Consider the following 24,336-nt stretch of genomic DNA (forward strand, 5'->3'; position numbering starts at 1 on the left):
AAAAAAAGGTTTTTTTACAAGAAAAAAAATGCGTAAAAATATCGCTTTTTTTGAAAGCATATTAAAATATTAAGCAAAAATTTGCTAGAATTGCCTTTTTGATTTTAAGAATTAGCCCCTTAAGGAATATAGATGAAAGATTTATTTTTATTTAGCTCTTTAATTGATTCAAGTCATACTTTTTCATACTTTTTTCACTTAGCTTTGGTAGCTTTATTTGCCGTGATTATTGCTAAACTTTCTACCCGTTCTATGCAGCTTATCCCAAGAGGCATGCAAAATATAAGCGAAGCCTTTTTGGAGGGCGTTTTGTCTATGGGTAATGATACTATGGGTAATGAAAAGTCCGCTAGAAAATACCTCCCCCTCGTGGCGACTTTGGGCATTGTTGTATTTTTTAGTAATATTATAGGCATTATCCCGGGCTTTCACGCCCCAAGTGCAAGTTTAAATTTAACGCTTTCTTTGGCGCTTATCGTGTTTGTTTATTATCATTTTGAGGGCATTAGAACGCAGGGCGTGGTAAAATACTTCGCTCACTTTATGGGACCTGTGAAAATTTTAGCCCCCTTAATGTTTCCTATCGAAATCGTCTCGCACATTTCACGCGTGATTTCTCTATCGTTTCGTTTATTTGGTAATATTAAAGGCGATGATTTATTTTTAGCTGTGATTTTAGCCCTTGTGCCTTATATAGCTCCACTTCCTGCCTATGTGCTTTTAAGTTTTATGGCATTTTTACAAGCTTTCATTTTTATGATTTTAACTTATGTTTATTTAGCAGGGGCGACCATCGTAGATGAGGGGCATTAAGAGCCTCTAACGCTACTTGGGATATTTAAAAGAGTTTTTTCCAAAATTTTAGTATTTTTCAAGCTATCCTTTTGACAATCTTTATACATTTTTAAACTTGCCAAGCTTTTCCACACAGGACGCACGAAAATTTGATTTTCAAGGCAAGTTTTTATAAATTCTTTTCTCACACTTGCCTTTTTAAATTTTAAAGCACAAAGCCAAAAATTACTTTTTTCATTTTCACCCTCATCGATAAATTGACAAAATGTGCTATTTTGAAAAAATTCTTTATAAATTTTAGCGGTATTTCTTTTATCCTCTAAAAACGCATTAAGTTTTTTCATTTGTGCTACAAGTAAAGCGGCATTGATATTACACAGCCTATAATTAAAACCAAGCATATCGTGCTTATAATGATAAGGGTGTGGGATTTTAGCCGTTGTGCTTAAGTGTCTTGCCTTTTTAGCGATTTTTTCATCATCGCTTAAAATCACGCCACCACAGCCTCCTGTGATGATTTTATTGCCATTAAAGCTATAAATTCCACACTTGCCAAAAGTGCCTAAGGCTTTATTTTTATAAAAGCTTCCAAGTGCCTCTGCGGCGTCTTCGATTAAAATGATATGATATTTTTCGCAAAGCTCTTTAAGCTCTAAAATTTCAGCACTTAAGCCAAAAGTATGCATCACCACCAAAGCTTTTATATGCTTTTTCGTGTGCTTGTTAAAGCATTTTCCATTTTTCACAAAGGCATTTTTTGCTAAAAATTCTCTTACAGCCTCCTCGCTTAAACTAAGCGTTTTAAGACTCACATCTAAAAAAATGGGCTTTGCACCCGTGTAAAAAATAGCATTTGCAGTCGCTACAAAGCTTAAAGCCTGCGTGATGACCTCGCATTTTTTATCCACACCATTTGCCAAAAGTGCGATGTGAAGCGCTGAAGTGCCGCAATTTGTCGCTACGGCATATTTTGCTTTGCTAAATTTTTTGATTTGCTCCTCAAATTCGCTCACAAATTTCCCCACACTTGAGACAAACCCACTTTCTATACATTCATTTAAAAGCGTCTTTTCTTCTACCCCAAGGCAAGGCTCGTGAAGGGCGATTTGCTCTTTTTTGTAAAGGTTTTTAATAAAGGCAATTTCTTTTTCAAACATTATAAATCCCCGTTTTATAAGCGTTTAAATTCGCCTTAATATAAGCTATGGTTTGCCCTAATCCCTCTTCTAAAGAAACCCTACTTTGCCACGCACTCACGCTTTTTAACTTAGAGCTATCGCATAGCAGTCTCATCACTTCGCTATTTTTAGGGCGTAGTCTTTTTTCATCTTGGGTGATTTTAAGCTCCACACCACAAAGCTTACAAATCAGCTCTAAAACCTCGCTCATAGCATACTCAATCCCACTGCCTATATTATAAACCTCGCCACACTCGCCATATTTTAAAAGCGTAGCAAAGCCCTCGCAAGTATCTCGCACGAAATTTAAATCCCTCTTCGTGCTTAAATCCCCCACCTTAAGCTCTTTTGCCCCACTTAAAATTTGCACTATCATCGCAGGGATAAAAGCCCTAGCACTTTGACGCGGACCATAAGCATTAAAAGGACGCGCCACAATCACAGGGAAATTAAAGCTGTAAAAATAGCTAAGGGCTAACATATCTGCCCCTATCTTACTTGCAGAATAAGGACTTTGAGGCTGAAGCGGATGTTTTTCATCAATGGGCGTATAAAGCGCACTCCCATAAACCTCACTTGTTGAAGTATGGATAAAGCGTTTTACGCCGTGTCTTTTGGAGGCTTCAAGTAAATTTAAAGTGCCTTGTATGTTGGTATCGACATAGCTTTGCGGTGCAGTGTAAGAATAAGGTATAGCAATTAAAGCTCCTAAATGAAGCACCGCATCCACGCCTTTTACAAGGCTATCGCAAAAAAAACTATCTCTTAAATCCCCACTGACAATCTCTAGCGAGTCCTTGCAAGGCAAATGCTCCAAATGCCCCCAAAAATTAAAAGAATTATAAAAGCTCAAAGCCCTGATTTTATAGCCCTTAGCGTGTAAAACCTCGCAAAGATGTGAGCCTATAAAGCCATCCGCACCCGTGATAAGAATTTTTTTCATCGTTTTAGCCTTTCTTGGTATTTGCTTAAATTCCTAGCTTTGAGTGTGTTTTCAAGAGGAATTATGGCAAATTCTAGTGTTTGTAACTCTGCGTGGATAAAGCCAAAAATGCTTTGCATAAAATCCAAATGCTCTTTAATGACAAGGGCATTTTTATTAAACAAATCTTCCTTACTTAAAGGATTTAGCACTAAAATTTTATTTAAATTGACATTAAAATGCACGAAAAACGGCTGAATCGCCTCAAAAATCGCCTCAAAAATCGCCTCTCTAAACTTATCAATCTTTTGCAAACACTCTTTTTCTTTTAAAAGTGCTTCTTCGAGTTCAAGTGTGTTTAAACTTAAAAATTGCTCTTCTAAGTCCTTATGGGAATTTTCTAAAAATTCCTTAATCCTCACACACTCTTTCATCACTTTGCTTACTCTCGCATAAGCTTTAAGCCTCAATTCATCTTGCTTTTTTTCGTCAAAAGGCTTAAGTGTAGCCAAATCGCCCTTTTCTTCGGTAAAAAATTCCTCACAGCACTCCATAAAGGGCTTTTCTATCAAACCTTCTATCCTAGCACCGCCTTGCGTGGCGTTGTAAATTTTAATGCTTGTCATATCTTTTACCAAACTTTCCAAAATTTGCTTAAAAAATATCCACATAAAATGGCTTTTCACAAAGCCCTTTCCACCATAGGCTGGAATTTCTATTTTCTCATAAGCCTCACTTTCAAAATTGACACTATGCTGATAGTCCTTAGAATGAGAATGTCCCAAGTCATTAAAGGCTAAATCCTGCCCGATGAAAACGATTGTTTTAAATTCAAGCTCTTTTGCTAACATCAAAGACATATGTGCCACACTTAAAGCAGAATTGATAAGACCAAAAGGTCTTAAATCAACATACCTTGCAAAATCGAGGTATTTAGGGATGAGCATAAATTTCTTATTTCTTCTCTCTAAATACTCTATGGCTTTTGGATGCACTAAAGAAGCAAGTAAAAAGGTCGTTTTGTCATCTTTTGTGCCAAAGTCGTGCTTAAAAAATTCTGCTGTAAAATCTGTGCGTTCTACCATACACACATAATCAGGAATGATGTCATTTTGTATTAAGATAGGGTAAGCTGAGTCCGCCGCAAAAATGACGACCTTATCTTGGAATTCTTTTAAAAGGGGGAGTTGTTTTGCTAGGCTTGGACCGGTGCTTACTATCACGCAGGATTTAAATTGGGCTTTTCTTTTTGCTTTTAATTCTTTTAAACTAGGGCGTTTTATCATCGTGTCTAAATTATAAACAAATTGCCTTATGCCTTGCAAAGCGTCTTTTGGGTCGTTTCCTTGCTTTAAAATTTCTTTTTTAAAACCCTCCATTAAAAAGGAATTTAGGGCTAAAATTTCTTTTTGCTCTGTCGCATAAAAATCACTCATAAGCTCTAAAAAATAAGTCCTAGAATAAGCCAAAAAAGGCTGAGTGCCACAAAGATACTCCATTTGGCTCACTTCATTAAAAATCAAAAGCCTTTTTTGTGCTAAAGCCGTGCTTAAATCAATGCTTGATAAAACAACATAAAGCAAAGCCAAATTCTTTTCATAAACCACTAAATGGCAATGGTTAGGATTTTTAAGTAAAATCTGCAACATAAAAGCATTTGAAATCCCATAAAAATAAAGCATAGGATAAAGGGGGTATTTTTCTTTAAATTCTTTTAGCCTTTCCTCAAATTCCTCATAATCAAACACTGCCCCCCCCCCCTCTGCAATGAAATTTTTATAAAACACCCTTTCGTTTTTTGCGTATTCTTCGGTGATTTTAAAGGCGTTTTTACTCTTTTCATCAAGGTTTAAAAGTGCGTTTTGTAAAGAGGGGCTAAGGTGAGCTAAATTTCTTTCAAAAATAGACATCAAAGCCCCCAGCCATCAGCCACGACTAGAGTCTGCCCTGTGATAAATTTAGCCTTGTCGCTTAGTAAAAAAGCTATCGTTCCGCACACATCACTAGCTTCAAGCATACCCTTACTTGCACAGCAATTCCTATACGCTTTTAAAAAGCTTTCAGGCTGATTATCTAAAATCCCCCCACTCGCCAAAGTATTCACGCGTATGTTTGTGTTAAAAAGCTCTTTGGCCATCCACGCGCCTAAGTGATTAATCCCGGCCTTTATCACGCTATACTCTAGGCTACTTTGCATAGAAGTGCCTGCGTAATTTTCAAATTTCGGCGCATACACGCCCATAATGGAGCTAAGATTGATGATATTTCCAAAGCCTTGCTGTTTAAAAAATTTCGCAAAGGCATTTGCAGCTAAAATAAAACCACCCAAATGTAAATTTAAACTCTCACAAATTTGCTCAAAACTTGCTTCATAATAATCAATCTTGCCCCAGTCTTTTCCGCAAGGATAGCTAGAATTGACAAAGCCATCAATTTTGCCAAAACGCTCTTTTGCCTTATTTATCGCTTCTTCTAGGCTTTCTTTTTTTGTGATGTCAAGCCTCACGCTTAAAACTTCGCCTTTTAAATCCTCACTGAGTTTAGCCAAATTCGCCTCGTTAATGTCTGCGATAATGATTTTAGCGTTTTGACTTAAAAGCTCAGTGCTTAAAGCCCTGCCTATACGCCCACAAGCTCCTGCTATGAAAATGACCTTATCTCTTAGCATTTAGCCTCCTTTCTCCTAATAGAAACTCTACGATTTTAAAATCTAGCTCACTATCGATATCAAAAGCACTTTCCTCACTCATCACATAAAGCGCCGTTTTTTCACCAAACACATCATCGCGTTTTAAAAGCCGCTCTCTATCAAAGATATAAATACTCGCGTTCATATCATAGCACTTAGGCGCTTCTTGACGGCACACAAAGGTGCAGGGCTTGGAGGTGTTAAAGCCTCCCTCTTTTTGCTCTTCGATTAAATTAAAATAAGGATTACGCCTAGCAGGAACGGCGGTGATGAGATTTTCAAAATCCCCACTTTTAAAAAGCGTGTAAGCTTTTTTTATGTCTTCACTCGTGCGAAGGGGGGCGGTGGCATCTAGGTCGATGAGGGTGTGAAATTTTTGCCCAAAATGCGCCTCACTTCTTAAAAGTGTGTCTCTAATCGCTGGCACTTTTGCCGCACTATCACTTGCCATTTGTGCGTCTCTTTTAAAAAAAACCTCACCGCCGTGTTTTTGTGCAACTGCGGCTATCTCATCGCTATCTGTGCTTATCACAATATGCTCAAAAAGCCCGCTCTCCCTCGCTTGTAAAATGCTATAAGCGATTAATTCAAGTCCGTCAATTTGGCGGATATTTTTATTCTTAACGCCCTTACTTCCGCCACGGGCGCAAACCGTGCAAAGTATCATTTCCTAGCCTTATCACAAAGTTTTAAAAGTTTTTTTGCCTCTTTTAAAGTGCAAAGATTCTCATCTTTTCTTAAAACCGCCTCTTGAAGTTTTGCCAAAAGACTTATAGTATCACTTTCATAATTTAAAATTTCCTCTTCATTTTCTTTAAAAATGTGAATTCTAGCCGCTCTTAAATCCACTCTAAAGCTTTGTTTTGGCGTGTGGATAGTAATTTCTCTTCTTTCAAATTTAGAAAAATAATTCAGCCTTATATGCACCTTTAAACCTTTTTTTTCTAAGGCTAAAAAGGCAAAATCATCGCTTTTGATCTCAAGCTCACTTATTTTGGCATTTTGAGAAAAACAAAGCTTTAAATCCCCAAATAAAAACAAAGCCAAGTCTATTTCGTGCGATAAATCAAGCAGCACACCCCCACCAAGCTCTTTTTTGGCACTATAATTTTGCCTATAATCCACCGCCCTCCATTTAGGCAGATAAGAATCGCACTCCAAACTTGCAAAATAAGGCTTATCCCCCCTCAAAAGCTCTTTTAGCGTTAAAATCACAAGGTGAAAACGCAAAAGATAGGCGATGAAAATGTGGTTTCTCCCACTTTCTTTAAAAGGATAGGATTTTTCAAATAGCGGTTTTTCCACCAAAATGCTTTTATTTTTAAGCGTTTTATCTAAAAACTGAAGTGTTTTTAAATGCTTTGTTGTGATATTTGCGATGATAAAAAGCTCAAATTCATCTAAGTGGGGCTTTTTTAAAGAGCGATAAATTTCAAAGACTCCAAATTTCTCAAAAAGACTCTCACTCGCACTTTTTGACACCACGCTTACCTCAAATCCAAGCGTTTTAAGGGCTAAAAAATGCTTTTTGCCTATGCTTCCAAAGCCAATAATTAGGGCTTTACTCTTTGATTTCATCATTTGCCCTTTTAAATTCCTCAAGCCTACCTATATCAATCCAATAATCCTCGATTAAAAAGGTATTCACCTTGCCTTTTTGCATCACCTTTTGTATAAGCTCTGGCATATCAAGGTAAATATTTTTCTCCAAAAGCTCTAAAATACTAGGCTCACACACATAAATTCCCGCACTCACTAAAAAGCTTTGCGTTGGCTTTTCCTCAATGTGCGTGATGAAGCCATTTTTTTCCTTAATCACCCCATAAGGCACTTGTTGGTGAAATTCCCTTACGCAAACACTCATTAAAGCCTTGCTTTTTTGATGTGCTTTTAAAAGCTCATTAAAATCAAGCTCGGTTAAAATGTCCGCATTCATCACAATAAAGCTTTCTTTAAATTTTTGCTTTATGAGGCTTAAAGCCCCCGCAGTGCCTAGCTTTTTCCGCTCTTTAACATAAGAAATTTTAACATCAAATTCCTCGCCCTTTTTAAAATAATCCTCAATAATTTGCCTTTTATAATTCACACAAAAGATAAATTTTTCAAAGCCTTGTGTGTGAAGCCTTTGGATAATATTTTCTAAAATAGGCTTTTTGCCGACCTTTAGCATAGGTTTTGGCGTTTCTTTAGTCAGCTCTTTTAAGCGTGATCCAAGCCCACCTGCCATTAAGATGACATAAAAGGGGAGTTTTTTCGTGCTTAAAAGCGAAGAAATAGAGCGGATAGAAACGACCTCGCCCTTTTTATTTAAAACAGGAAAATCATAAATATCAGTCTTAGCACTTAATTCTAAAAGTTTTGCTTTGCTTGTATTTTCGGCTATGGTAATGGGGTTTTTGGTATAAATTTCTTTAATTTTGCTTTTTAAGGTTTTGCCATTAATTAAGGCTTTTCTAATGTTAGAATCAGAAATTATCCCTAAAAATTCCCCATTTTTACCTACCACTACGCCAAGCCTGACCCTCTCTTTTCCTATAATCTCAAGGGCTTTTTCTATGCTGGAATTTACACTTAGCTTTAAACTCTCTATATTCATTTTCTATCCACAAAATCTTTTTGTAAAATTGTAGCTAAATTTGTGTTTTTAATCACATCTTTTATAAAAATCGATGGACTTTTTTTACTTTCAAAAGGGTTTTTAAAATGCTTCATCTTTTCTTTAAATTCCTTACTTTCAAGCCTTTTAAAAGCCTTTTTTAAGTCTTTCATCTTACAATCAATGATATTATCCCCCCTAATTCTTCCTTTTTGCCTATCGCCTATATTAATGCAAGGGGTTTTAAAAAAGCCACTTTCACAAATTCCACTTGAACTATTTCCCACCACTGCTTTTGCGTGTTTTAAGGCACTTAGATACTTAAGCGCCCCAAGATTATCAAAAAGCTTTGCTTTATGAGAGTTTTTAAGGCAGTAATTTTCTAGGGCTTGATTGATTAAAAGTCCGTTTTCATCGGCATTTGCCTTAGTAAAAATAAGTGTAATATCTTTAAGTGTATCTAAAAAATCAAGTAAAATTTGCACTTCTTTTTTTGTATTTTGCAAATTTAGCGTTTCGCTGTGATAAGTGATGAGTAAGAAATTTTTAAGGCTTAAACCAAGCTCACTTTCGAGCTCTTTTTTGCTTAAAAGCTTTAATTTTTTGACATTTTCCCCTGCTAAGGAGCCGACATTAAAAATACGCCCCTCCTCCTCGCCAAGCTGCATAAGCCTTTTTTTATAAGCTTTGGTGCTGACAAAATGCAAACTCGCCATTTTAGAAATGCTATGTCTTATGCTATCATCCATAGCACCCAAAGTAAGCTCTCCTCCGCAAAGATGAATAATGGGGATATGCATCATCAAAGCCGCACTTGCAACGCCTAACATTTCATATCTATCCCCTAAAATAACCACCGCATCAGGTTTTAATGTCTCAAAAGCCTCCGCAAAAGCACTCACCGCCACCGCCAAGCTTTTCGCAAGGCTTAAGCTACCATCATTATCTTGTAAAATAGGAATTTTTTTAGTGATAGTGAAGTCTTTTTCTATCTCTTTAAAAGTGTAACCAAAATTTTCGCTCAAATGCGCCCCCGTTACCAAAAGCAAAAGCTCACATTTTTCATCTTTCTCAAGCTCTTTTGCCAAATTCCATAGTAAATACCACTCCGCCCTAGTCGCACTTACAAGGGCTATTTTTTTCCTACTCATTGATAAGCTCATCTTTTTTGTAAGTTTTTAAGGCTCTTTTTCCCAAATACTCCTCATACCGCATCGCACTAATGCCACTTCCTGGGCGTTTTGTCGTTAAATTTTGTTCGCTAAATTTCTCGCCTTTTTGAATTTCACGCTTTGCTACTAAACTTTTTCTAGCGATGATGATATTTTTCGCCTCGCTTTTACTTGCCTTTTTTATCCCATTTCCTAAGGCTTTTTCAAGCGTCCTTATACCCTCACAAAGCTCTTTTAGCTCACTAGGCTCTAAACTTGCCTTGTGGTCGGGTCCCTCCATCGTTTTATCCAAAGTAAAATGCTTTTCTATCACTACTGCACCTAGTGCCACCGCACCTAAGGTTGCGACTATACCCTTAGTGTGGTCCGAGTAGCCCACTTTAAGTTTAAAAGCCTCTTTTAAGGTTTTAATCGCATTTAAATTCACCTCTTCAAAGGGGGCTGGGTATTCAGTGGTGCAGTGCAAAAGCGTGATGTCTCTCGTGCCATTTTTGCGTAAAATTTCAAGCGCAGCTTCAATTTCTGCTAAATTTGCCATACCTGTGGATAAAAGCACCTTTTTTTTACACTTTGCTACCGCTTTTAGATAGGGTAAATTTGTGATTTCTCCGCTTGGGATTTTAAAATAAGACAAATTAAGACTTTGCAAAAACGCCACACTTTCTAAATCAAAAGGCGTGGATAAAAAAGCGATATTATGTTTTTTGCAATGCTTCATAAGCTCAAAATGTGCCTCACGGGAAAGCTCGAGCTTTTTTATCATCTCCAGTTGGCTTTCATCTTTGGCAGTATTTTCTAGTTGGTATTTTGCCTTTTTTGCTTTTATGCTAACGCAATCCTCCGCCTTAAAGGTTTGAAATTTCACCACATCAGCCCCTGCTTTAGCGGCTTGTTCAATCAGCTTTTTGGCTAAATTTAAATCACCATTGTGATTAACCCCAGCTTCTGCTATGATTAGCACTTTTTTCACTCTTTAATCCCTACAAAAATAAAATGATGCGCACTCCCCTCAAATTCATAAAAATTTATCGGATCGTATTCTCCAAGATAAAGGCACTTAAAAGGGGCAAATAAAGCCTTTAAATCCTGTGCGTCTTTGACAAAATGAATATAGCTTGTTTCATTTAACCTACCTTTTAAAACAACCTCTCTAAGCCCCTGAGAGTCTTCATTTCCTGCGTGTTTGAAATAATAATTTTTCTCACTCATCATCGTTGCAAAAAAGATAGCCCCTTTTTCACACATTTCATAAAGCTCCGCCACATTTTGCGCTAAAACGCTTTTAGGCAAATAATAAAGGCTTTGATTCGCGATAATTAAATTCATCTTTTCCTCAAAAAGTCCCGCAAGGCTTGAATTTGGCTGTATAATCTTACAGCCCCCCCCCCCAACAAGTTTTTCATAAGCTTGCTTTAAGCTTGGCACTATATCCACACCAAAGCATTTATAGCCCTTACTCGCAAAATATGCACTATGCACGCCCTTACCACAACCAAAATCAAGCATATTTCCAGCCCTAAAGCCTAGCTTGTATTTTAAAATTCTCTCATAAAAACGCACGATATGTCCATCGGCAAAACTGAGTCCATAATTTAAATCATCATATTTTTTTGTATAAGCTGATAAAGAATTTTGCATTGTTTTATTTTTTCCTTTTTTTACCTACTTTTAACGCAAGGCAAAGCCTTGCTAAAGTAGCAAAGCTAAAGCCCAAGCCGTCCCTTTTTGCAAAGCAAAAAGCCCCTAGTTTTGCCACTCAAACTCATTTAAAGCTAAAGGCACGACTCGCCCAAATCCTACGGATTTGCCTTAGTTTGCTACTTAGCTAAAGCCCAAGCCGCCGCTTCGCAAAAGCCGTCATTGCGAGAGTTTGTTAAAAACTCGTGGCAATCTATAACTTGCCGTCCCTAGCAATGTCAGCACAAAAGCCTATTTAAGCTCATTTTTAAGCTTAAATTCGCCAAATTCATTTTTATAAAAAAGCTCTTTATTATAATGCTTTTCTATGATTTGCCAGAATTTTGTTTTTGAAATCCCTACAAAAGAGCAAAAATCCTCCACGCAACGATTATCTAAATTATGGTCTCTTTGCTTAACGATTTTCACAGCTTCCTCACGGCTTAGTAATCCATAACGAACAAAACGCGCCGCGTAATCGCTACTCATCGCGTGCCCAAATTTAGGATACTTCATCCACGCGTGTAAAATGTAGCCTATGCTATCAATTTGGTCAAAATTTTCCGCCGTGTGCGTTCTATCCCACTCACCCTGCAAATCACAAAAGCCACGCTTTTTCGCAAAAATATAATTTTGATACGAATTCCACTTTATAAAATAACTCAAATATATAGGCTCAAGTTTGTCTAAATCATCTTTACTAGGGTCAAAGAAAAGCTGTAAATTTTCTTCTTTTACCTCATCGTCTAAAAACTCGTTTAAGTCCATATCACTCGCTACGCCGTTTAAAAATATGCCCTTAGCGCTAGGCGTTTCCACAGCGTCCCCTCCGCCGTATTCATAGCTTACATTTTCACCATACACAAGTAAAGGCGTGTTAAATTTCAAAGCCATACCAAAAGGATAGCTATAAATGAGGCGGTCGATAAACCAAGTTGGTTTTCCGTATTTTTCAAAGGTTTTTAGCATTACTCTTTTTTGAGTGCTGATGTCTGGCTTTAGTGTGATAAGGTGGCATTTAAAGGTTTCGCTGATATTTCTTAGGTTTTTCTTCCCGGCTTCTGTCATTGTGAAATTATCCTCCACGCTAAAAAGCACAGGGTTCATTCCAAGCTTTTCCTTCATAATATGCACTTGATAATGGCTATCCTTACCCCCACTCACAGCGATAGCGCAGTCATATTCAAATTTACCATTACGGCGGCGGTGTTTATCGCAAAGGGCTTCAAGCTCTTTAAAGCGTGCTTTATAGTCGATTTTATCTTTATTTTGATGATTGATACAAGCAGAGCAGATATTTTTGCCTTTTTCATCAAGGCTAAATTTAATCCCCGGGCGTGTGTTTGGCATCACGCAATAATCACAATATTGCATTTCTTTCCTTTTTAAAATCTAATTTTAGATTAAATCGGCAAATTTACAAAAAACTTACCCCCCCCCCCCGCACAAGAGCGGTATTTTAAAAACAAAGCATTTTTGCTTCCCTCGCATAATTTTTCATAATTAAGAGTGTCAAATACAAGTCCGCCTATACTAAAATGCGTCCAAAGGGTTGAAAAACGGCTTTTAAAATAAAAAAGCGCATCATCATCCTCCACGCCCCCACCCAAAAGCACAAATTTCACACCTCTTTCCACACAAAGCTCGAAAAAATAATCAAGCAAAGCGGCATTAGCATTTCTTTCATTACAATTCGCACTTAAATGATAATAAGCAAAATCTTTTTCCACGAAAAAATCCGCAAAAGCTAAAATCCTCCCCTCATACTCAGCTCTTAAGCAAAGATGAGATTTGAAACTAAAAAGCGTGTCAAAATACTCTTGACTAAAAAAATAAAAATCATCTGCTTTATTGCGTATCATCGTTTTTTCATAAAGCTCACAAAAAGGCTTAGAAAAACTTATATCACAAGAAGAGATATTAAGCTCTTTTCTTGCTTTTTTCGTATAGCTTAAAATGCGAGGGCTATAAGCTTTTCTAAGGCTTGTAAAATCTTGATTTGTATTGACTAAAACGATTTTTCTTTCTTTTTTGAAAAAATCAAAATACCTTTCATAAAAAGCCAAATTTGTATCAAAAGGGTGTAATCTTATAAAAAAAGCGATGATATTTTCAGCTAGAGCCTTTTGCTTTAGCTTTTCTAAAGCTTCTTTTAAAAAGGCTTCATCGCTAGAATTACTATAAAATCCACTATACCCATAGGGACTTTGCAGGTCAAAAAAGGGCGAATTTGGGATTTTGTTTTTAATGCCAAGTGTCTTAAAAATGAAGCCATTTTGACAAAAGCTAAATTCAAAAACCTCCCCATAAAGCCTTGCGTAGTCTTTATGAAAATAAATATCCGTGCCAAAATTTCCGCTCTTATCCCCCAAAAAAGCGTCCAAGCTTATCCTACTCATCTTCCAAAGCTCTGTTTTTCTCATTTTGAAGTGGTGGGAAGCCACCCCCCCCCCCCCCCCCCCCCCCCCGTGTGTGTCAAAAAAACTTCCCAAAGCCACTTCTCCTTCATAATGTGTCATTTTTAAAGCTCCGTCTTTTGTGCAAACGATAAAGCCCTCATCATTTACACTTACAATCTCTCCAACAGCACCCTTAAATTCTTGCTTTAAAATTTCACTCTTATAAAGCTTAATTAAAACGCCGTTTATAAAGGCTGAAGCACCTAAATTTGGAGCATTTAAGGCACGGATAAAATTAAAAAGTTCCCTCGTGCTTAAAGTCCAGTCAATTCTCTCATCACCCTCAACGCGGCGTTTGCAAACAAAGCCTCGTTGCGAATATGCCCTAACAGGAGGGTTTAAAAATAAAAGCACCGCCTCATAAAGCAAAGTGCCACACGCCTTATAAGCCCTCTTTAAAAGCGTAGCATAATCATCTTCATCGCTAATAGCATAGCTTTTTTGCAAGATAATATCACCCGTATCCACACCACTATCTATAAAATGCACACTTACGCCAAATTCTTTTTCATCATTAATCAAAACCCAATTTAAATTATTACGCCCACGATAAAAGGGGAGTTTGCTCGCGTGGCAATTGATGATTTTACCCTCAAAAGCATTTAAAATCCGCTCTTTAAAAATTTGGTCAAAACTCATCGATACAAGCAAATCAGGCGCAAAACTTTCAATAAGCCTTAAACTCTTTTCATTATTGATATCTTCACACACAAAACAAGGCAGGTCAAATTTCCGTGCTAATTTTTGCAATTTCACATCTTTTTGCACTCTTAAAATGACAAAAGCCACTTTTAATCTTTCATCATTTAAAAATTTCAAAAGAGCAAATCTTGCCCATTTTCCATCGCCTAAATATCCTATAACAAGGGGTTTTACCCCCCCCCCCCCCCGTGTGTTAAGCATTTTTAAGCCCTTCGAAAATGAGAAGTTTATCAAGCACTACGCCATCATTTTCTAAAATTTGAGTGCTAAGGCTAAGGCATTTTAAATTTTCGTGTGCATAAAGCTCTTTAAGACTTAGCTCATCATCAAAGCGTAATAAACCCAAATGCGTATAAATTCCTTCTTTTGGTTCAAAAAAATCGCCCCTACCCTCTTCATAACCCAAAAGCCCTTTCGCTAAAGTAAGGGAGAAAAATTTCCCACCCACCTTAAGCTTTTTAAAGGCTTTTAAGAAAATTTGACGCGTTTTCTCCCTATCATTACAACACAAACTTCCCACATCAATAACAGCATCAAAGCTTTCATCTTTAAAATTATCAAGCTTTTCTAAATAATCGCCGATTTCAATTTGTTCTATTTGTGTGCTTAACTTTTCTTCTTTAAGTCTTGCTTTAAAACGCTCTACTCCTGTTTTACTCCACTCTATGCCACTGACTTTAAAGCCCTCTCTAGCACAAAACCATAAATTTGCACCAGTGCCAAGTCCTAGTTCTAAAATTTTAATCGTGTTTCTGTCTTTTACATTATAAAAATTCCTAGCGATAAAGCGAATCACACTTTCGCTTGGGTATTTACCCCATTCTTTTTTAGAAAAGATTTCTTCCCATAAAACACTTTTATTCATAACGCTCTCCCTCGATAATGTAAAGCTCGTTTAGCTGTTTTTCTAAGTCTTTTTGGATATGGATTTTAATACTTGTGATTTTGTAACCCTCCCCCTCATAAAGTCTCTTTAAATCCCCCTCATCACAGTAACGAATCACGCCTGTAAAGGCATCACTACCGCTAACAGGCTTTACCAAATGATAGCCTAAATTTGCCTCCTCTTTAAAGCCCTCATTATAAAGACTAGGGGTAATGGAAAAAAATTTACCCCCAACCTTGAGTTTTTTCACCGCTTTTTCTATGATTTGCTTTGTTTTTTCTATATCGTTGTAAGCTAAAGAGTAGCTATCAAGCCACGCATCAAAGCTTTCATCTTTAAAATTATCAAGCTTTTCTAAATAATCGCCGATTTCAATTTGTTCTATTTGTGTGCTTAACTTTTCTTCTTTAAGTCTTGCTTTAAAACGCTCTACTCCTGTTTTACTCCACTCTATGCCACTGACTTTAAAGCCCTCTCTAGCACAAAACCATAAATTTGCACCAGTGCCAAGTCCTAGTTCTAAAATTTTAATCGTGTTTCTATCTTTTACATTATAAAAATTCCTAGCGATAAAGCGAATCACACTTTCGCTTGGGTATTTGCCCCACTCTTTTTTAGAAAAGATTTCTTCCCAAATCTCTTCATTTGAGCCTTGATTACTCGAAACTTCTTTATTGTCTGCGTAAATTTTCATCATTTTCCTTTAAATGCGATGTATTATTTTAACATAAGATTATAAATTAATATTATTTGATTATAATACTACAAAATTTAAATCATAAGGAAAACTCAATGTTTGAAGTTGTGATAGGACTAGAGGTGCATGCCCAGCTTAATACCAAAACGAAGATTTTTTGCTCTTGTGCCACTTCCTTTGGCGAAGAGCCTAATACTAATGTCTGTCCCACTTGCCTAGCCTTGCCCGGTGCCTTACCTGTGCTTAATGAAGAAGCGGTAAAAAAAGCCGTATCCTTTGGTAAAGCCATTAATGCGACAATTCATCAAAAAAGCGTTTTTAACCGCAAAAATTATTTTTATCCGGACTTACCAAAGGCTTATCAAATTTCGCAATTTGACATACCCATCGTTGAGGGTGGGGAGCTTTTTATCACTATAAATGACACACAAAAACGCATAGGCATTACAAGAGCGCATTTAGAAGAAGATGCGGGGAAAAATATCCACGAAGCAAATTTTTCTAAGGTCGATTTAAACCGCGCGGGAACGCCTTTGCTTGAGATAGTGAGTGAGCCTGAGCTTAGAAGCAGTGATGAGGCGGTGGCTTATCTTAAAAAACTACACTCCATTATACGCTTTTTAGATATTTCAGACGCTAATATGCAAGAGGGTAGCTTTCGCTGCGATGCAAATGTAAGCATTCGTCCTAAGGGCGATACAAAGCTTTATACGAGGGTAGAGATTAAAAATCTTAATTCTTTTCGCTTTATCCAAAAGGCGATTGATTATGAGGTAGAAAGACAAAGCAGAGCGTGGGAGGACGGCACTTATGAGGAAGAAGTCGTGCAAGAAACAAGACTATTTGATACAACTAAGCTTATCACGCGTTCGATGAGAGGTAAAGAAGAAGCGGCAGAGTATCGTTATTTCCCAGACCCTGACCTTTTGCCTGTGCTTTTGAAAGAGGAGTTTTTGAATTTAAGCATACCCGAACTTCCTGATGAGAAAAAAACGCGTTATATGCGTGAGTTTGGCATTAAAGAAAGCGATGCAGAGGTGCTAATAAGTTCTCTTGAAATGAGTCGTTTTTTTGAATATTTATGCGGACAAAATTTAAATCCTAAACTTTGCGTAACTTGGCTTACAACAGAACTTATGGGACTTTTAAAGGGTGATTTAACCATAGAAAATTCTCCTGTCAATGCACAAAAACTAAGCGTTTTAATCAAACGCATTGAAGAAGGAGAAATCAGTGCTAAAGCGGCTAAAGATGTTTTAGCCTTTGTATTTGAAAATGTGGAAGTGGAAATTGACGCTGCGATTGAGAAATTAGGACTTAAACAAATCAGTGATGATGGGGCTATTGAAGCGGTAATTACACAAATTTTAGAAGCAAATGCTAATAAGGTCGCTGAGTATAAAAGCGGTAAAGATAAGCTTTTTGGCTTTTTTGTAGGACAGGTGATGAAAGAGGGTAAGGGTGCTTTTAATCCTGCTAAGGTCAATGAGTTTTTAAAAGCGAAACTGACTTAAAGGATAAAAATGAAAAAGCTAGAATTACGCATTTTTCGCTTTGATAAAAAGTTAGATTATGAGAGCTATTATAAACCTTATATTTATGATAATTATGAAAATTTTTTAAAGCTTTATGATTTACTTTTGCAAGTGCAAGATGATGATATTTATTTTAAATTTGATGAAAATGAAAACTCTTATGTAAAAATTAATAATGTCCCAGTTCCTCTTTCTACGCCTTTAGAGGATATTTTGCTGCAATTTGGCTTAAAACTTAGCATAGAGCCACTTAGCACAAAAAGAGCTTATAAAGATTTGCTGTTTGATAAAAGCGATTTTTGGGAGAAATTTACACTTTTAGCACCCTTTTGCGATGAAGAGGATAAAAGGCTTTATGGGAATTTAGAGCATTTTTATTACGCAGATGAGCTTTTAGAATTTCATAGTGAATTTATGGGTAATGCCCTATTTTACCTTGCCTTTAAGATAATAGAAAAAGACTCTAGCAAAAAAGAGGCTATTTTGAAAATTTTATGCGATAAAGAAAGGGGGATTTTTTATCATCTTAAAAGCCCTTTTGATGAACTTGAAAACGCTATAAAATGGCTTTGTGAGGAAATTTTAAAACAAGGTCTATTTGATAAAAATTTACTTTGCTTCAAAAAAGAAAATGAAAGCAACCCAAATTTTAAAGAACACTTAAAACATAATTTTTCAAATTTCAACATCGCTTGTTACAATTTTGACTTAGATGACTCTTTAAAAGCTAAATTAAAAGCTCACTTCATTGCATTTGAAAAAGCTTATCAAAATAATGGCTTTTCGCTTTTAAAACTCAACGAAGATTTAACTTACAAAATGGCAAGTGAGATTATTTTAGACGCTTATGATAGTGGGGCGGACTTTTTATTAGTCAATAATACGGATGATTTTTTTCTCTTTGATACTTGTGCGAAAAAATTAATGCAAAATTGCGGAAGAGAATTTGATGATTTTTATGTTTTAAGCCTTAAGGAATTTGAGTTTTTAACGCAAGGGACTAAGCCTCAAAGCCTTAAAAACCACTCTTTAAAGGTCGATTTAATATGAAAATTTCTTTAGAATTTAAAGATTTGCTTTTAGAAAGAACTTTGGAATTATTTTTAAAAGAGCATTTGGTGATGAAAAAAGATTGCGATTTTATCATTAGTGATACTAAAATTCCAAGCTCTAAGCCACTTTTCATCATAGCAAAAAACTCGCCCTTTTTATCCACACCTTTTAGCAAGGAAAAGCTTTTGGCGAGTTTAGAAGAATTTGATACCGCCTTAGAGTTTGCCACACAAAAACGCGTAGAAGAGGAAAAAAGAAAGCTTGAAGCAAAAATTGATCATATCGCCAACGAATTTAAAAAAGATTATCAAGATAAAATCGATATGGCAATTTTAGAGCTTAAAAATAAACTCGTCAAAGCCTTAGTTAATGAGTAAAAGCTCTCAAAAACTCTACACCGCCATAGAAAGCGGTCGATTTAAAGGCAAAAAACTACTTTTACCAAGCCTTGAAAAAACAAGAAGCACCAAAAGCATAGTAAAAGCTTGCGTTTTTAATGTCTTAAGAGAGAATTTAAGAGGGAAAATTTTCATTGAAGCCTTTGGTGGAAGTGCCTTAATGGCTGCTGAAGCTTTAAGCAATTATGCCTTAAAAGCTTATGCGATCGAACTCGACAAAAACGCCTTTAAAATCGCCTCGCAAAATGCCAAAAGCCTTGAAATAGAGCTTGAAATTCTAAACGGAGATAGCTTTTTACTTTTGCCAGAGCTTTTAAAAAGTCTTAATAAACCTGTTATTTTATATTTTGACCCACCTTTTAATATACGCGAAGGATTTAGCGGAATTTATGATAAGATTTATCATTTTTTACAAAAGCTTGATTTAAGTGGGGTAGAGCGTATCATCTTAGAACATCAAAGTAAGGCTGAAACGCCTAAAAATATAGCGAATTTCACAAAAACAAAATTAAAAAAATTCGGTGCTACAAGCTTAAGTTTTTATGAAATTTTAAGCTAAATTTCTTTTATTTTGATAATAAAATTCAAAATTTATTCAGTTTTTTATAATATAATAATTATTATCAAAATATAAAAAAGGAAACACAATGTCAGTTTTAGTCATAGGCGCAGATGAAATAACGCCCATTCGAGCAGTTTTACAGGATTTAGGTGCTAAAAAAATCGTGCATTGGGATGCAAGAAATGAAAACAGAGTCAATAAAAAGCCTATCCCAAACGACACACAATGCGTAGTTATGCTCACAAGCTTTCTCAACCACAACACAATGAAAAAAATCAAAACCGAAGCAAAAAAGCGTAAAATTCCCTTAGTATGCGCTAAAAGAAGCGTAAGTTGCGTATATTGTGAGTATTGCAAAATTTTTAAACTAGATAAGGAATTTTCTTGTTCTAAATACTAACAAATAAAACTTTTTTTGTATGATTTAGCAAAACTATGCTAAAATTAACAGATATTAAATTTCAAGGAGAACAAATGGCAGTAGCAGTAATTTACGGAAGTGCTATGGGAAACACTGAAAGTGCGGCAAACATCATAGCTGATAAACTTGGCATTAGCGATGTTTTAAATATAGCGGACATTAATGCAGACAAAATCAATTCTTACGACAAGCTTATTTGCGGAACTTCGACTTGGGGAAGTGGCGATTTGCAAGATGACTGGGATGGCTTTGACTTTTCAGGATTAAGCCTTAGCGGTAAGGTTGTAGCAGTCTTTGGTATGGGTGATAGCGAAAGCTATTCGGATACTTATTGTGGCGGTATGGGAAAATTAGCGCAAAATTTAAAAGACGCTGGCGCAACTTTAGTTGGCGAAGTTTCAACTGAAGGCTATACTTTTGAATCTAGCGATGCGGTTGTTGATGGCAAATTTGTTGGACTAGCTTTAGATAACGACAATCAAGAAGATCAAACCGAAGCAAGAATAGACGCTTGGATCGCACAAATCAAACCTCAATTTTCTTAATCTCAAGCCCTCTTTAAGAGGGTTTTCTCCTTTCATCTACTTAATTAAATTTTCTTTGATATAATCTTTTAAATTTTACGAGGAAATATGATGAAAAAAATGATTTTAATCGCAGGTCCTTGCGTGATAGAAAGCGAGGAGCTTGTCTTTAGCGTAGCAGAAGCTTTACAAGAACTCAATGAAAATGACAAAATTGATTTTTATTTTAAATCGAGCTTTGATAAAGCAAATCGCACGAGCATAGACTCTTTTCGTGGTCCCGGACTTGAAAGAGGCTTAGAAATTTTACAAAAAGTTAAAGATAAATTTAAAATGCAAATTTTAACAGACATTCACGAAAGTCATCAAGCAAAAAGAGCAAGCGAAGTCGCTGATGTGCTTCAAATCCCTGCTTTTTTATGTCGTCAAACGGATTTACTCATCGCCGCAGCAAAAACTCCCGCAAAAATCAACATCAAAAAAGGGCAGTTTTTAAACCCCAGCGATATCAAATACAGCATCAAAAAAGTGCTAGAGACCCGAAACGAAAGCGGCGAGGGCTATGAGTCGGCACGAAAAAATGGCGTCTTTGTCGCCGAGCGGGGCAGTAGCTTTGGCTATGGAAATTTGGTCGTGGACATGCGAAGCCTCGTGATCATGCGCGAATTTGCGCCCGTAATTTTTGACGCGACCCATAGCGTGCAAATGCCAGGAGCCGCAGGGGGCAAAAGCGGTGGAAGGAGTGAATTTGTAGAGCCTCTAGCTAGGGCGGCGGCGGCTGTTGGGGTTGATGGCTTTTTCTTTGAAACGCACATTAATCCTTGCGAGGCTTTATGCGATGGAGCAAATATGCTAAATATCAAACGGCTAAAAGACTGCGTTAGCACGCTTTTAAAAATACAAGAAATCATATAAGGAAAAATTATGCAAATTTTAGAGGGAAAACTCCATTTAAGAGGCGATGAAAAAATCGCCATTATCAATTCAAGATTTAATCACATCATCACAGATCGCTTAGTCGAGGGTGCTAAAGACGCCTTTTTAAGACACGGAGGAAAAGAGGAAAATTTAAGCCTTGTTTTAGTGCCGGGTGCCTTTGAGGTGCCTTTTGCGCTTAAAAGTGCGATTGAAAGTAAGAAATTTGACGCTATTTGTTGTTTAGGTGCTGTAATAAGAGGCTCAACGCCCCATTTTGACTATGTTTCAGCAGAAACAACTAAGGGCATAGCAAATATAAGTTTAAAATATAATGTGCCTGTGAGTTTTGGCGTTTTAACCACAGATACCTTAGAACAAGCCATAGAAAGAGCAGGCTCAAAAGCTGGAAATAAGGGCTTTGAAGCTATGACTAGCCTCATAGAAATGCTTGGACTCACTCACATTTTAAAGGCTTAAAATGGCTAGCAGACATCAAGCAAGACAAAGTGTGATTTCTCTGCTTTATGCTTTAGAATTAAATGGCAAAAATGACAATTTCATCACGGAATTTTTACAAGAGAAAAAAATTCGCAATGAGGCGAAAAATTTCACACTAAGCTTATATAATGGTGTTTTAGAGCATTTGCAAAATTTAGATGAACACATCGATACCTTTTTAAATGAAAATAAAATTCATCAAATAGGACACATTGAAAGGGCGATTTTAAGGCTTGGGGCTTTTGAGCTTTTATACACAGAAACCTTAGGGGCTATTGTGATTAATGAGGCGGTAGAATTAGCAAAAGAAATGGCAAACGAAAACGCCCCAAAGCTTATTAACGGCGTTTTAGACGGCTTACAAAAGGCTGAAAAATGAAGCTTTGCGTAGCCTTAGATTTAGAAAATAAAGAGCGTTGTTTAGAGCTTGTAAGAGAGCTAAAAGACCTTGATATATGGCTTAAAATAGGACTTAGAGCCTATATAAGAGACGGCTTTAAATTCATAGAAGAGCTTAAAAATATAAGCACACAGCCCCTTTTTTTGGACTTAAAAATTTATGATATCCCAAACACTATGAGTGATGCTTGTGAGGAGTGTGCGAAACTTGGGGTTAATATGATAAATCTTCACGCAAGTGCTGGGAAAAAGGCTATGCAAAGCGTTATGCAAAGATTAGCAAAAATGCAAAAACGCCCCTTAGTGCTTGGCGTTTCGGCTCTTACTAGCTTTGATGAAGAAGAATTTTATAGCGTTTATAGGCAAAATTTAAAAGAAGCAGTCATCAATTTTTCAAAACTTGCCTATGAAAGTGGGCTTGATGGTATGGTTTGCTCTGTGTTTGAAAGTCTTTTGATTAAGCAAAATACAAGCGAAAATTTTCTCACTCTAACCCCTGCTATCCGTCCCTTTAAAGAGGAAGCAAACGATCAAAAAAGAGTGGCAAATTTAGAAAGTGCAAAAGCAAATAAAAGCGACTTTATAGTCGTTGGGCGTCCTATTTATGAGGCTTTAAACCCTAAAGAAGTCTGCGAAAAAATTCTTGCAAATTTATAAAAAGGGGAAATGATGATAACACCTGAAGATTTATACAAAAAAAGAAGAGCTTTTTTAAAACTTGGAGCGGGGGCTTTGCTAAGTCCAGCTTTAATTGAAGCGAAACTTTTAGAGCTTAATTTCAAAGCCGATGAAAATCCTAATAATTTTAAATTAAGCGATGAAAAACTGGCGAATAATTATGTGAATTTTTATGAATTTTCTGTCAATAAAAAAGAAGCAGTCAAACACGCGAAAAATTTCACAACAAAAAATTGGGAAGTTAGCATAGAAGGAGAGATTGAAAAGCCTTTAAAGCTTGGTATGGAGGACTTTTTAGCCTTTCCTTTGGAGGAGAGAATTTACCGCTTTAGGTGCGTTGAAACTTGGTCTATGGTCGTTCCTTGGATAGGCTTTGAGCTAAGGCATTTAATAGATAAGGTCAAGCCCACAAGTGAGGCGAAATTTGTGAAATTTACCACGCTTTTTGATAAAAGCCGCTTTCCTGACCAAAACGCCTTTTTTCCAACGCTTAAATATCCCTATGTTGAGGGTTTAAGACTTGATGAGGCGATGAATCCTTTAAGCATTTTAGCCGTAGGTATGTATAAAAAGCCTCTTCTCGTACAAAATGGCGCACCGATACGCTTGGTTGTTCCGTGGAAATATGGCTTTAAAAGCATTAAATCCATAGTCAAAATAGAATTTGTCAAAGAACAGCCTGTTAGCACTTGGCAAGCTTACGCACCTGATGAATACGGCTTTTATGCTAATGTCAATCCAGCAGTCTCTCATCCTAGATGGTCGCAAGCCGATGAAAGAGCCTTAGGAGAGTTTTTCACCAAACCTACGCTTTTATTTAACGGCTATGAAAAAGAGGTCGCGCATTTATATGCAGGTATGGATTTAAGGGCAAATTTTTGAAGCGTTTAAAAGCTAAATTTTATAAAAATTTGGCTTTTATCATTTTTATTTTAAGCCTTATTTTTACCACTTATGCAGCGGTTTATAATGTCTTTTTTGTAGGCTTTGATTTAATTAAAGAGCTTTATTTTTACACAGGCATTTTTGCACTTGTATTTTTAAATTTAAGCATTATTTTTTCTCTTTTTAAATTTAAGCTTACTAAAACTTATCCAAAATTATTAGGACTTTTTGGGGGGATTTGGGTTTTTTTACATTTTATCGTGTATTTTGTTTTTTCTAAGAATTTAAGCCTACTAAAACTTTATGATGACATTAGCAAAAGATTATTTGAGGGCAGTGGCTTTGTAGCCTTTATCATTATTTTTTTAATGTTTTTAAGCTCTTTTAAACGCTTTAAAAAGCTTGAAAACATAAGAAAGCTTGGTTATTTATGTATAGTTATAGCGAGTTATCATTATTTTTTATCCGCAAAAGTTCCGCAGTTTTTTGAGTATCTTGCCTTAAGTCTTGCTTTGTTTTATTTTACCTTGCGTTATACAAAAAGATTTTTTGCTAGATTAAAAAGCTCCCTTTGTTAAACTCACCACCACCAAGCATATCTAAACATAAGGGCGTGAGATCTTATAATATTAGCTGAAGAGAAAATTCCACTATATCCTAAAGAAATATCAGAATCCTTAGTCAAGTCATAA

26 protein-coding genes and 1 pseudogene are annotated in these 24,336 nt (G+C 36.3%); 13 read left to right on the forward strand and 14 right to left on the reverse strand.

The window, feature by feature from the left end:
• The first annotated feature begins 132 nt into the window (after positions 1–132).
• A complete protein-coding gene (locus NYG92_RS06470) occupies positions 133–813 on the forward strand; it encodes a F0F1 ATP synthase subunit A (RefSeq protein WP_139454674.1) in 681 nt (226 codons plus the stop codon).
• On the opposite strand, the gene NYG92_RS06475 is transcribed toward NYG92_RS06470, so the two are convergent.
• From NYG92_RS06475 to NYG92_RS06540, 14 genes are all read right to left on the reverse strand, one after another.
• Positions 810–1,952 (reverse strand): LegC family aminotransferase, encoded by a 1,143-nt coding sequence (locus tag NYG92_RS06475; RefSeq protein WP_082200553.1) that lies wholly within the window; start codon positions 1,950–1,952, stop codon positions 810–812. The two genes, NYG92_RS06470 and NYG92_RS06475, sit on opposite strands and share 4 nt — an antisense overlap.
• Entirely contained in the window at positions 1,945–2,916 is a 972-nt protein-coding gene (locus NYG92_RS06480; RefSeq protein ID WP_289233878.1) for a GDP-mannose 4,6-dehydratase, read from the reverse strand. Before NYG92_RS06480 ends, NYG92_RS06475 begins: the two co-directional genes overlap by 8 nt.
• Complete coding sequence (locus NYG92_RS06485) at positions 2,913–4,805, reverse strand: motility associated factor glycosyltransferase family protein (protein ID WP_289233879.1); 1,893 nt, start codon at positions 4,803–4,805, stop codon at positions 2,913–2,915. Before NYG92_RS06485 ends, NYG92_RS06480 begins: the two co-directional genes overlap by 4 nt.
• Entirely contained in the window at positions 4,805–5,563 is a 759-nt protein-coding gene (gene ptmA, locus NYG92_RS06490; RefSeq protein ID WP_289233880.1) for a flagellin modification protein PtmA, read from the reverse strand. Before ptmA ends, NYG92_RS06485 begins: the two co-directional genes overlap by 1 nt.
• Entirely contained in the window at positions 5,550–6,251 is a 702-nt protein-coding gene (locus NYG92_RS06495; protein ID WP_289233881.1) for an acylneuraminate cytidylyltransferase family protein, read from the reverse strand. The genes ptmA and NYG92_RS06495 overlap by 14 nt, the downstream gene beginning before the upstream one ends.
• Positions 6,248–7,165, reverse strand: coding sequence for a Gfo/Idh/MocA family protein (locus NYG92_RS06500; RefSeq protein ID WP_289233882.1), 918 nt, complete (start codon positions 7,163–7,165; stop codon positions 6,248–6,250). Before NYG92_RS06500 ends, NYG92_RS06495 begins: the two co-directional genes overlap by 4 nt.
• Positions 7,146–8,180, reverse strand: coding sequence for a nucleotidyltransferase family protein (locus NYG92_RS06505; RefSeq protein WP_289233883.1), 1,035 nt, complete (start codon positions 8,178–8,180; stop codon positions 7,146–7,148). The genes NYG92_RS06500 and NYG92_RS06505 overlap by 20 nt, the downstream gene beginning before the upstream one ends.
• Positions 8,177–9,331, reverse strand: a complete 1,155-nt coding sequence (neuC, locus tag NYG92_RS06510) for a UDP-N-acetylglucosamine 2-epimerase (protein WP_289233884.1) — start codon at positions 9,329–9,331, stop codon at positions 8,177–8,179. Before neuC ends, NYG92_RS06505 begins: the two co-directional genes overlap by 4 nt.
• Positions 9,324–10,322: an N-acetylneuraminate synthase gene (gene neuB, locus NYG92_RS06515; RefSeq protein ID WP_289233885.1), complete on the reverse strand. Its 999-nt coding sequence runs from the start codon at positions 10,320–10,322 to the stop codon at positions 9,324–9,326. Before neuB ends, neuC begins: the two co-directional genes overlap by 8 nt.
• Positions 10,319–10,990, reverse strand: a complete 672-nt coding sequence (locus NYG92_RS06520) for a class I SAM-dependent methyltransferase (RefSeq protein ID WP_289233886.1) — start codon at positions 10,988–10,990, stop codon at positions 10,319–10,321. The genes neuB and NYG92_RS06520 overlap by 4 nt, the downstream gene beginning before the upstream one ends.
• A 291-nt stretch (positions 10,991–11,281) precedes the next feature.
• Positions 11,282–12,403, reverse strand: a complete 1,122-nt coding sequence (locus tag NYG92_RS06525) for an N-acetyl sugar amidotransferase (protein ID WP_289233887.1) — start codon at positions 12,401–12,403, stop codon at positions 11,282–11,284.
• Positions 12,404–12,432: 29 nt separating this feature from the next.
• Positions 12,433–14,391 (reverse strand): formyltransferase family protein, encoded by a 1,959-nt coding sequence (locus NYG92_RS06530; protein ID WP_289233888.1) that lies wholly within the window; start codon positions 14,389–14,391, stop codon positions 12,433–12,435.
• The gene (locus tag NYG92_RS06535) at positions 14,384–15,055 is read right to left on the reverse strand and encodes an SAM-dependent methyltransferase (RefSeq protein WP_289233889.1); all 672 of its coding nucleotides are present in this window, start codon (positions 15,053–15,055) and stop codon (positions 14,384–14,386) included. The genes NYG92_RS06530 and NYG92_RS06535 overlap by 8 nt, the downstream gene beginning before the upstream one ends.
• Positions 15,048–15,770 carry a class I SAM-dependent methyltransferase gene (locus NYG92_RS06540; RefSeq protein ID WP_289233895.1) on the reverse strand — a complete coding sequence of 241 codons (723 nt, stop codon included), beginning with the start codon at positions 15,768–15,770 and terminating at the stop codon, positions 15,048–15,050. The genes NYG92_RS06535 and NYG92_RS06540 overlap by 8 nt, the downstream gene beginning before the upstream one ends.
• Before the next feature lie 98 nt (positions 15,771–15,868).
• Between NYG92_RS06540 and gatB the strand changes: the two genes are divergently transcribed.
• From gatB to NYG92_RS06600, 12 genes and pseudogenes are all read left to right on the forward strand, one after another.
• The gene (gene gatB / locus NYG92_RS06545; RefSeq protein ID WP_289233890.1) at positions 15,869–17,287 is read left to right on the forward strand and encodes an Asp-tRNA(Asn)/Glu-tRNA(Gln) amidotransferase subunit GatB; all 1,419 of its coding nucleotides are present in this window, start codon (positions 15,869–15,871) and stop codon (positions 17,285–17,287) included.
• 9 nt (positions 17,288–17,296) lie between these two features.
• A complete protein-coding gene (locus NYG92_RS06550; protein ID WP_289233891.1) occupies positions 17,297–18,358 on the forward strand; it encodes an HdrB C-terminal domain-containing protein in 1,062 nt (353 codons plus the stop codon).
• Positions 18,355–18,738, forward strand: a complete 384-nt coding sequence (locus NYG92_RS06555) for a hypothetical protein (protein WP_289233892.1) — start codon at positions 18,355–18,357, stop codon at positions 18,736–18,738. Before NYG92_RS06550 ends, NYG92_RS06555 begins: the two co-directional genes overlap by 4 nt.
• Positions 18,737–19,318: pseudogene (locus tag NYG92_RS06560) on the forward strand (RsmD family RNA methyltransferase); the annotation flags it as partial. The gene NYG92_RS06555 and the pseudogene NYG92_RS06560, both read left to right, overlap by 2 nt.
• Positions 19,319–19,406: 88 nt before the next feature.
• Positions 19,407–19,721: a DUF2325 domain-containing protein gene (locus NYG92_RS06565; RefSeq protein ID WP_027304435.1), complete on the forward strand. Its 315-nt coding sequence runs from the start codon at positions 19,407–19,409 to the stop codon at positions 19,719–19,721.
• 74 nt (positions 19,722–19,795) lie between these two features.
• Positions 19,796–20,287, forward strand: coding sequence for a flavodoxin FldA (gene fldA / locus NYG92_RS06570; RefSeq protein ID WP_270977534.1), 492 nt, complete (start codon positions 19,796–19,798; stop codon positions 20,285–20,287).
• A gap of 90 nt (positions 20,288–20,377) precedes the next feature.
• The gene (gene kdsA / locus NYG92_RS06575) at positions 20,378–21,181 is read left to right on the forward strand and encodes a 3-deoxy-8-phosphooctulonate synthase (protein WP_289233896.1); all 804 of its coding nucleotides are present in this window, start codon (positions 20,378–20,380) and stop codon (positions 21,179–21,181) included.
• Between the two features lie 9 nt (positions 21,182–21,190).
• Positions 21,191–21,661, forward strand: a complete 471-nt coding sequence (gene ribH / locus NYG92_RS06580) for a 6,7-dimethyl-8-ribityllumazine synthase (protein WP_270988128.1) — start codon at positions 21,191–21,193, stop codon at positions 21,659–21,661.
• A 1-nt stretch (position 21,662) separates the two neighbouring features.
• On the forward strand, positions 21,663–22,061 hold the full coding sequence (gene nusB, locus NYG92_RS06585; protein ID WP_270977527.1) for a transcription antitermination factor NusB: 399 nt from the start codon (positions 21,663–21,665) through the stop codon (positions 22,059–22,061).
• On the forward strand, positions 22,058–22,738 hold the full coding sequence (gene pyrF / locus NYG92_RS06590; RefSeq protein ID WP_270962447.1) for an orotidine-5'-phosphate decarboxylase: 681 nt from the start codon (positions 22,058–22,060) through the stop codon (positions 22,736–22,738). The genes nusB and pyrF overlap by 4 nt, the downstream gene beginning before the upstream one ends.
• A 9-nt stretch (positions 22,739–22,747) precedes the next feature.
• On the forward strand, positions 22,748–23,641 hold the full coding sequence (msrP, locus tag NYG92_RS06595) for a protein-methionine-sulfoxide reductase catalytic subunit MsrP (protein WP_289233893.1): 894 nt from the start codon (positions 22,748–22,750) through the stop codon (positions 23,639–23,641).
• A complete protein-coding gene (locus NYG92_RS06600) occupies positions 23,638–24,222 on the forward strand; it encodes a sulfite oxidase heme-binding subunit YedZ (protein WP_289233894.1) in 585 nt (194 codons plus the stop codon). The genes msrP and NYG92_RS06600 overlap by 4 nt, the downstream gene beginning before the upstream one ends.
• Positions 24,223–24,336: the final 114 nt, after the last annotated feature.

It is taken from the genome of Campylobacter felis, from assembly GCF_030250085.1.
GTDB classification, from domain to species: domain Bacteria; phylum Campylobacterota; class Campylobacteria; order Campylobacterales; family Campylobacteraceae; genus Campylobacter_D; species Campylobacter_D upsaliensis.

Coding starts and splice junctions, on each gene's coding strand:
- ribH (WP_270988128.1), top strand. CDS start 21,191: ATGCAAATTTTAGAGGGAAAACTCCATTTAAGAGGCGATGAAAAAATC.
- msrP (WP_289233893.1), top strand. CDS start 22,748: ATGATGATAACACCTGAAGATTTATACAAAAAAAGAAGAGCTTTTTTA.
- NYG92_RS06480 (WP_289233878.1), bottom strand. CDS start 2,916: ATGAAAAAAATTCTTATCACGGGTGCGGATGGCTTTATAGGCTCACAT.
- NYG92_RS06495 (WP_289233881.1), bottom strand. CDS start 6,251: ATGATACTTTGCACGGTTTGCGCCCGTGGCGGAAGTAAGGGCGTTAAG.
- ptmA (WP_289233880.1), bottom strand. CDS start 5,563: ATGCTAAGAGATAAGGTCATTTTCATAGCAGGAGCTTGTGGGCGTATA.
- NYG92_RS06520 (WP_289233886.1), bottom strand. CDS start 10,990: ATGCAAAATTCTTTATCAGCTTATACAAAAAAATATGATGATTTAAAT.
- NYG92_RS06485 (WP_289233879.1), bottom strand. CDS start 4,805: ATGTCTATTTTTGAAAGAAATTTAGCTCACCTTAGCCCCTCTTTACAA.
- fldA (WP_270977534.1), top strand. CDS start 19,796: ATGGCAGTAGCAGTAATTTACGGAAGTGCTATGGGAAACACTGAAAGT.
- NYG92_RS06535 (WP_289233889.1), bottom strand. CDS start 15,055: ATGAATAAAAGTGTTTTATGGGAAGAAATCTTTTCTAAAAAAGAATGG.
- NYG92_RS06565 (WP_027304435.1), top strand. CDS start 19,407: ATGTCAGTTTTAGTCATAGGCGCAGATGAAATAACGCCCATTCGAGCA.
- nusB (WP_270977527.1), top strand. CDS start 21,663: ATGGCTAGCAGACATCAAGCAAGACAAAGTGTGATTTCTCTGCTTTAT.
- gatB (WP_289233890.1), top strand. CDS start 15,869: ATGTTTGAAGTTGTGATAGGACTAGAGGTGCATGCCCAGCTTAATACC.
- NYG92_RS06555 (WP_289233892.1), top strand. CDS start 18,355: ATGAAAATTTCTTTAGAATTTAAAGATTTGCTTTTAGAAAGAACTTTG.
- NYG92_RS06475 (WP_082200553.1), bottom strand. CDS start 1,952: ATGTTTGAAAAAGAAATTGCCTTTATTAAAAACCTTTACAAAAAAGAG.
- NYG92_RS06540 (WP_289233895.1), bottom strand. CDS start 15,770: ATGAAAATTTACGCAGACAATAAAGAAGTTTCGAGTAATCAAGGCTCA.
- NYG92_RS06505 (WP_289233883.1), bottom strand. CDS start 8,180: ATGAATATAGAGAGTTTAAAGCTAAGTGTAAATTCCAGCATAGAAAAA.
- pyrF (WP_270962447.1), top strand. CDS start 22,058: ATGAAGCTTTGCGTAGCCTTAGATTTAGAAAATAAAGAGCGTTGTTTA.
- NYG92_RS06550 (WP_289233891.1), top strand. CDS start 17,297: ATGAAAAAGCTAGAATTACGCATTTTTCGCTTTGATAAAAAGTTAGAT.
- NYG92_RS06525 (WP_289233887.1), bottom strand. CDS start 12,403: ATGCAATATTGTGATTATTGCGTGATGCCAAACACACGCCCGGGGATT.
- kdsA (WP_289233896.1), top strand. CDS start 20,378: ATGAAAAAAATGATTTTAATCGCAGGTCCTTGCGTGATAGAAAGCGAG.
- NYG92_RS06530 (WP_289233888.1), bottom strand. CDS start 14,391: ATGCTTAACACACGGGGGGGGGGGGGGGTAAAACCCCTTGTTATAGGA.
- NYG92_RS06500 (WP_289233882.1), bottom strand. CDS start 7,165: ATGATGAAATCAAAGAGTAAAGCCCTAATTATTGGCTTTGGAAGCATA.
- NYG92_RS06470 (WP_139454674.1), top strand. CDS start 133: ATGAAAGATTTATTTTTATTTAGCTCTTTAATTGATTCAAGTCATACT.
- neuC (WP_289233884.1), bottom strand. CDS start 9,331: ATGAGTAGGAAAAAAATAGCCCTTGTAAGTGCGACTAGGGCGGAGTGG.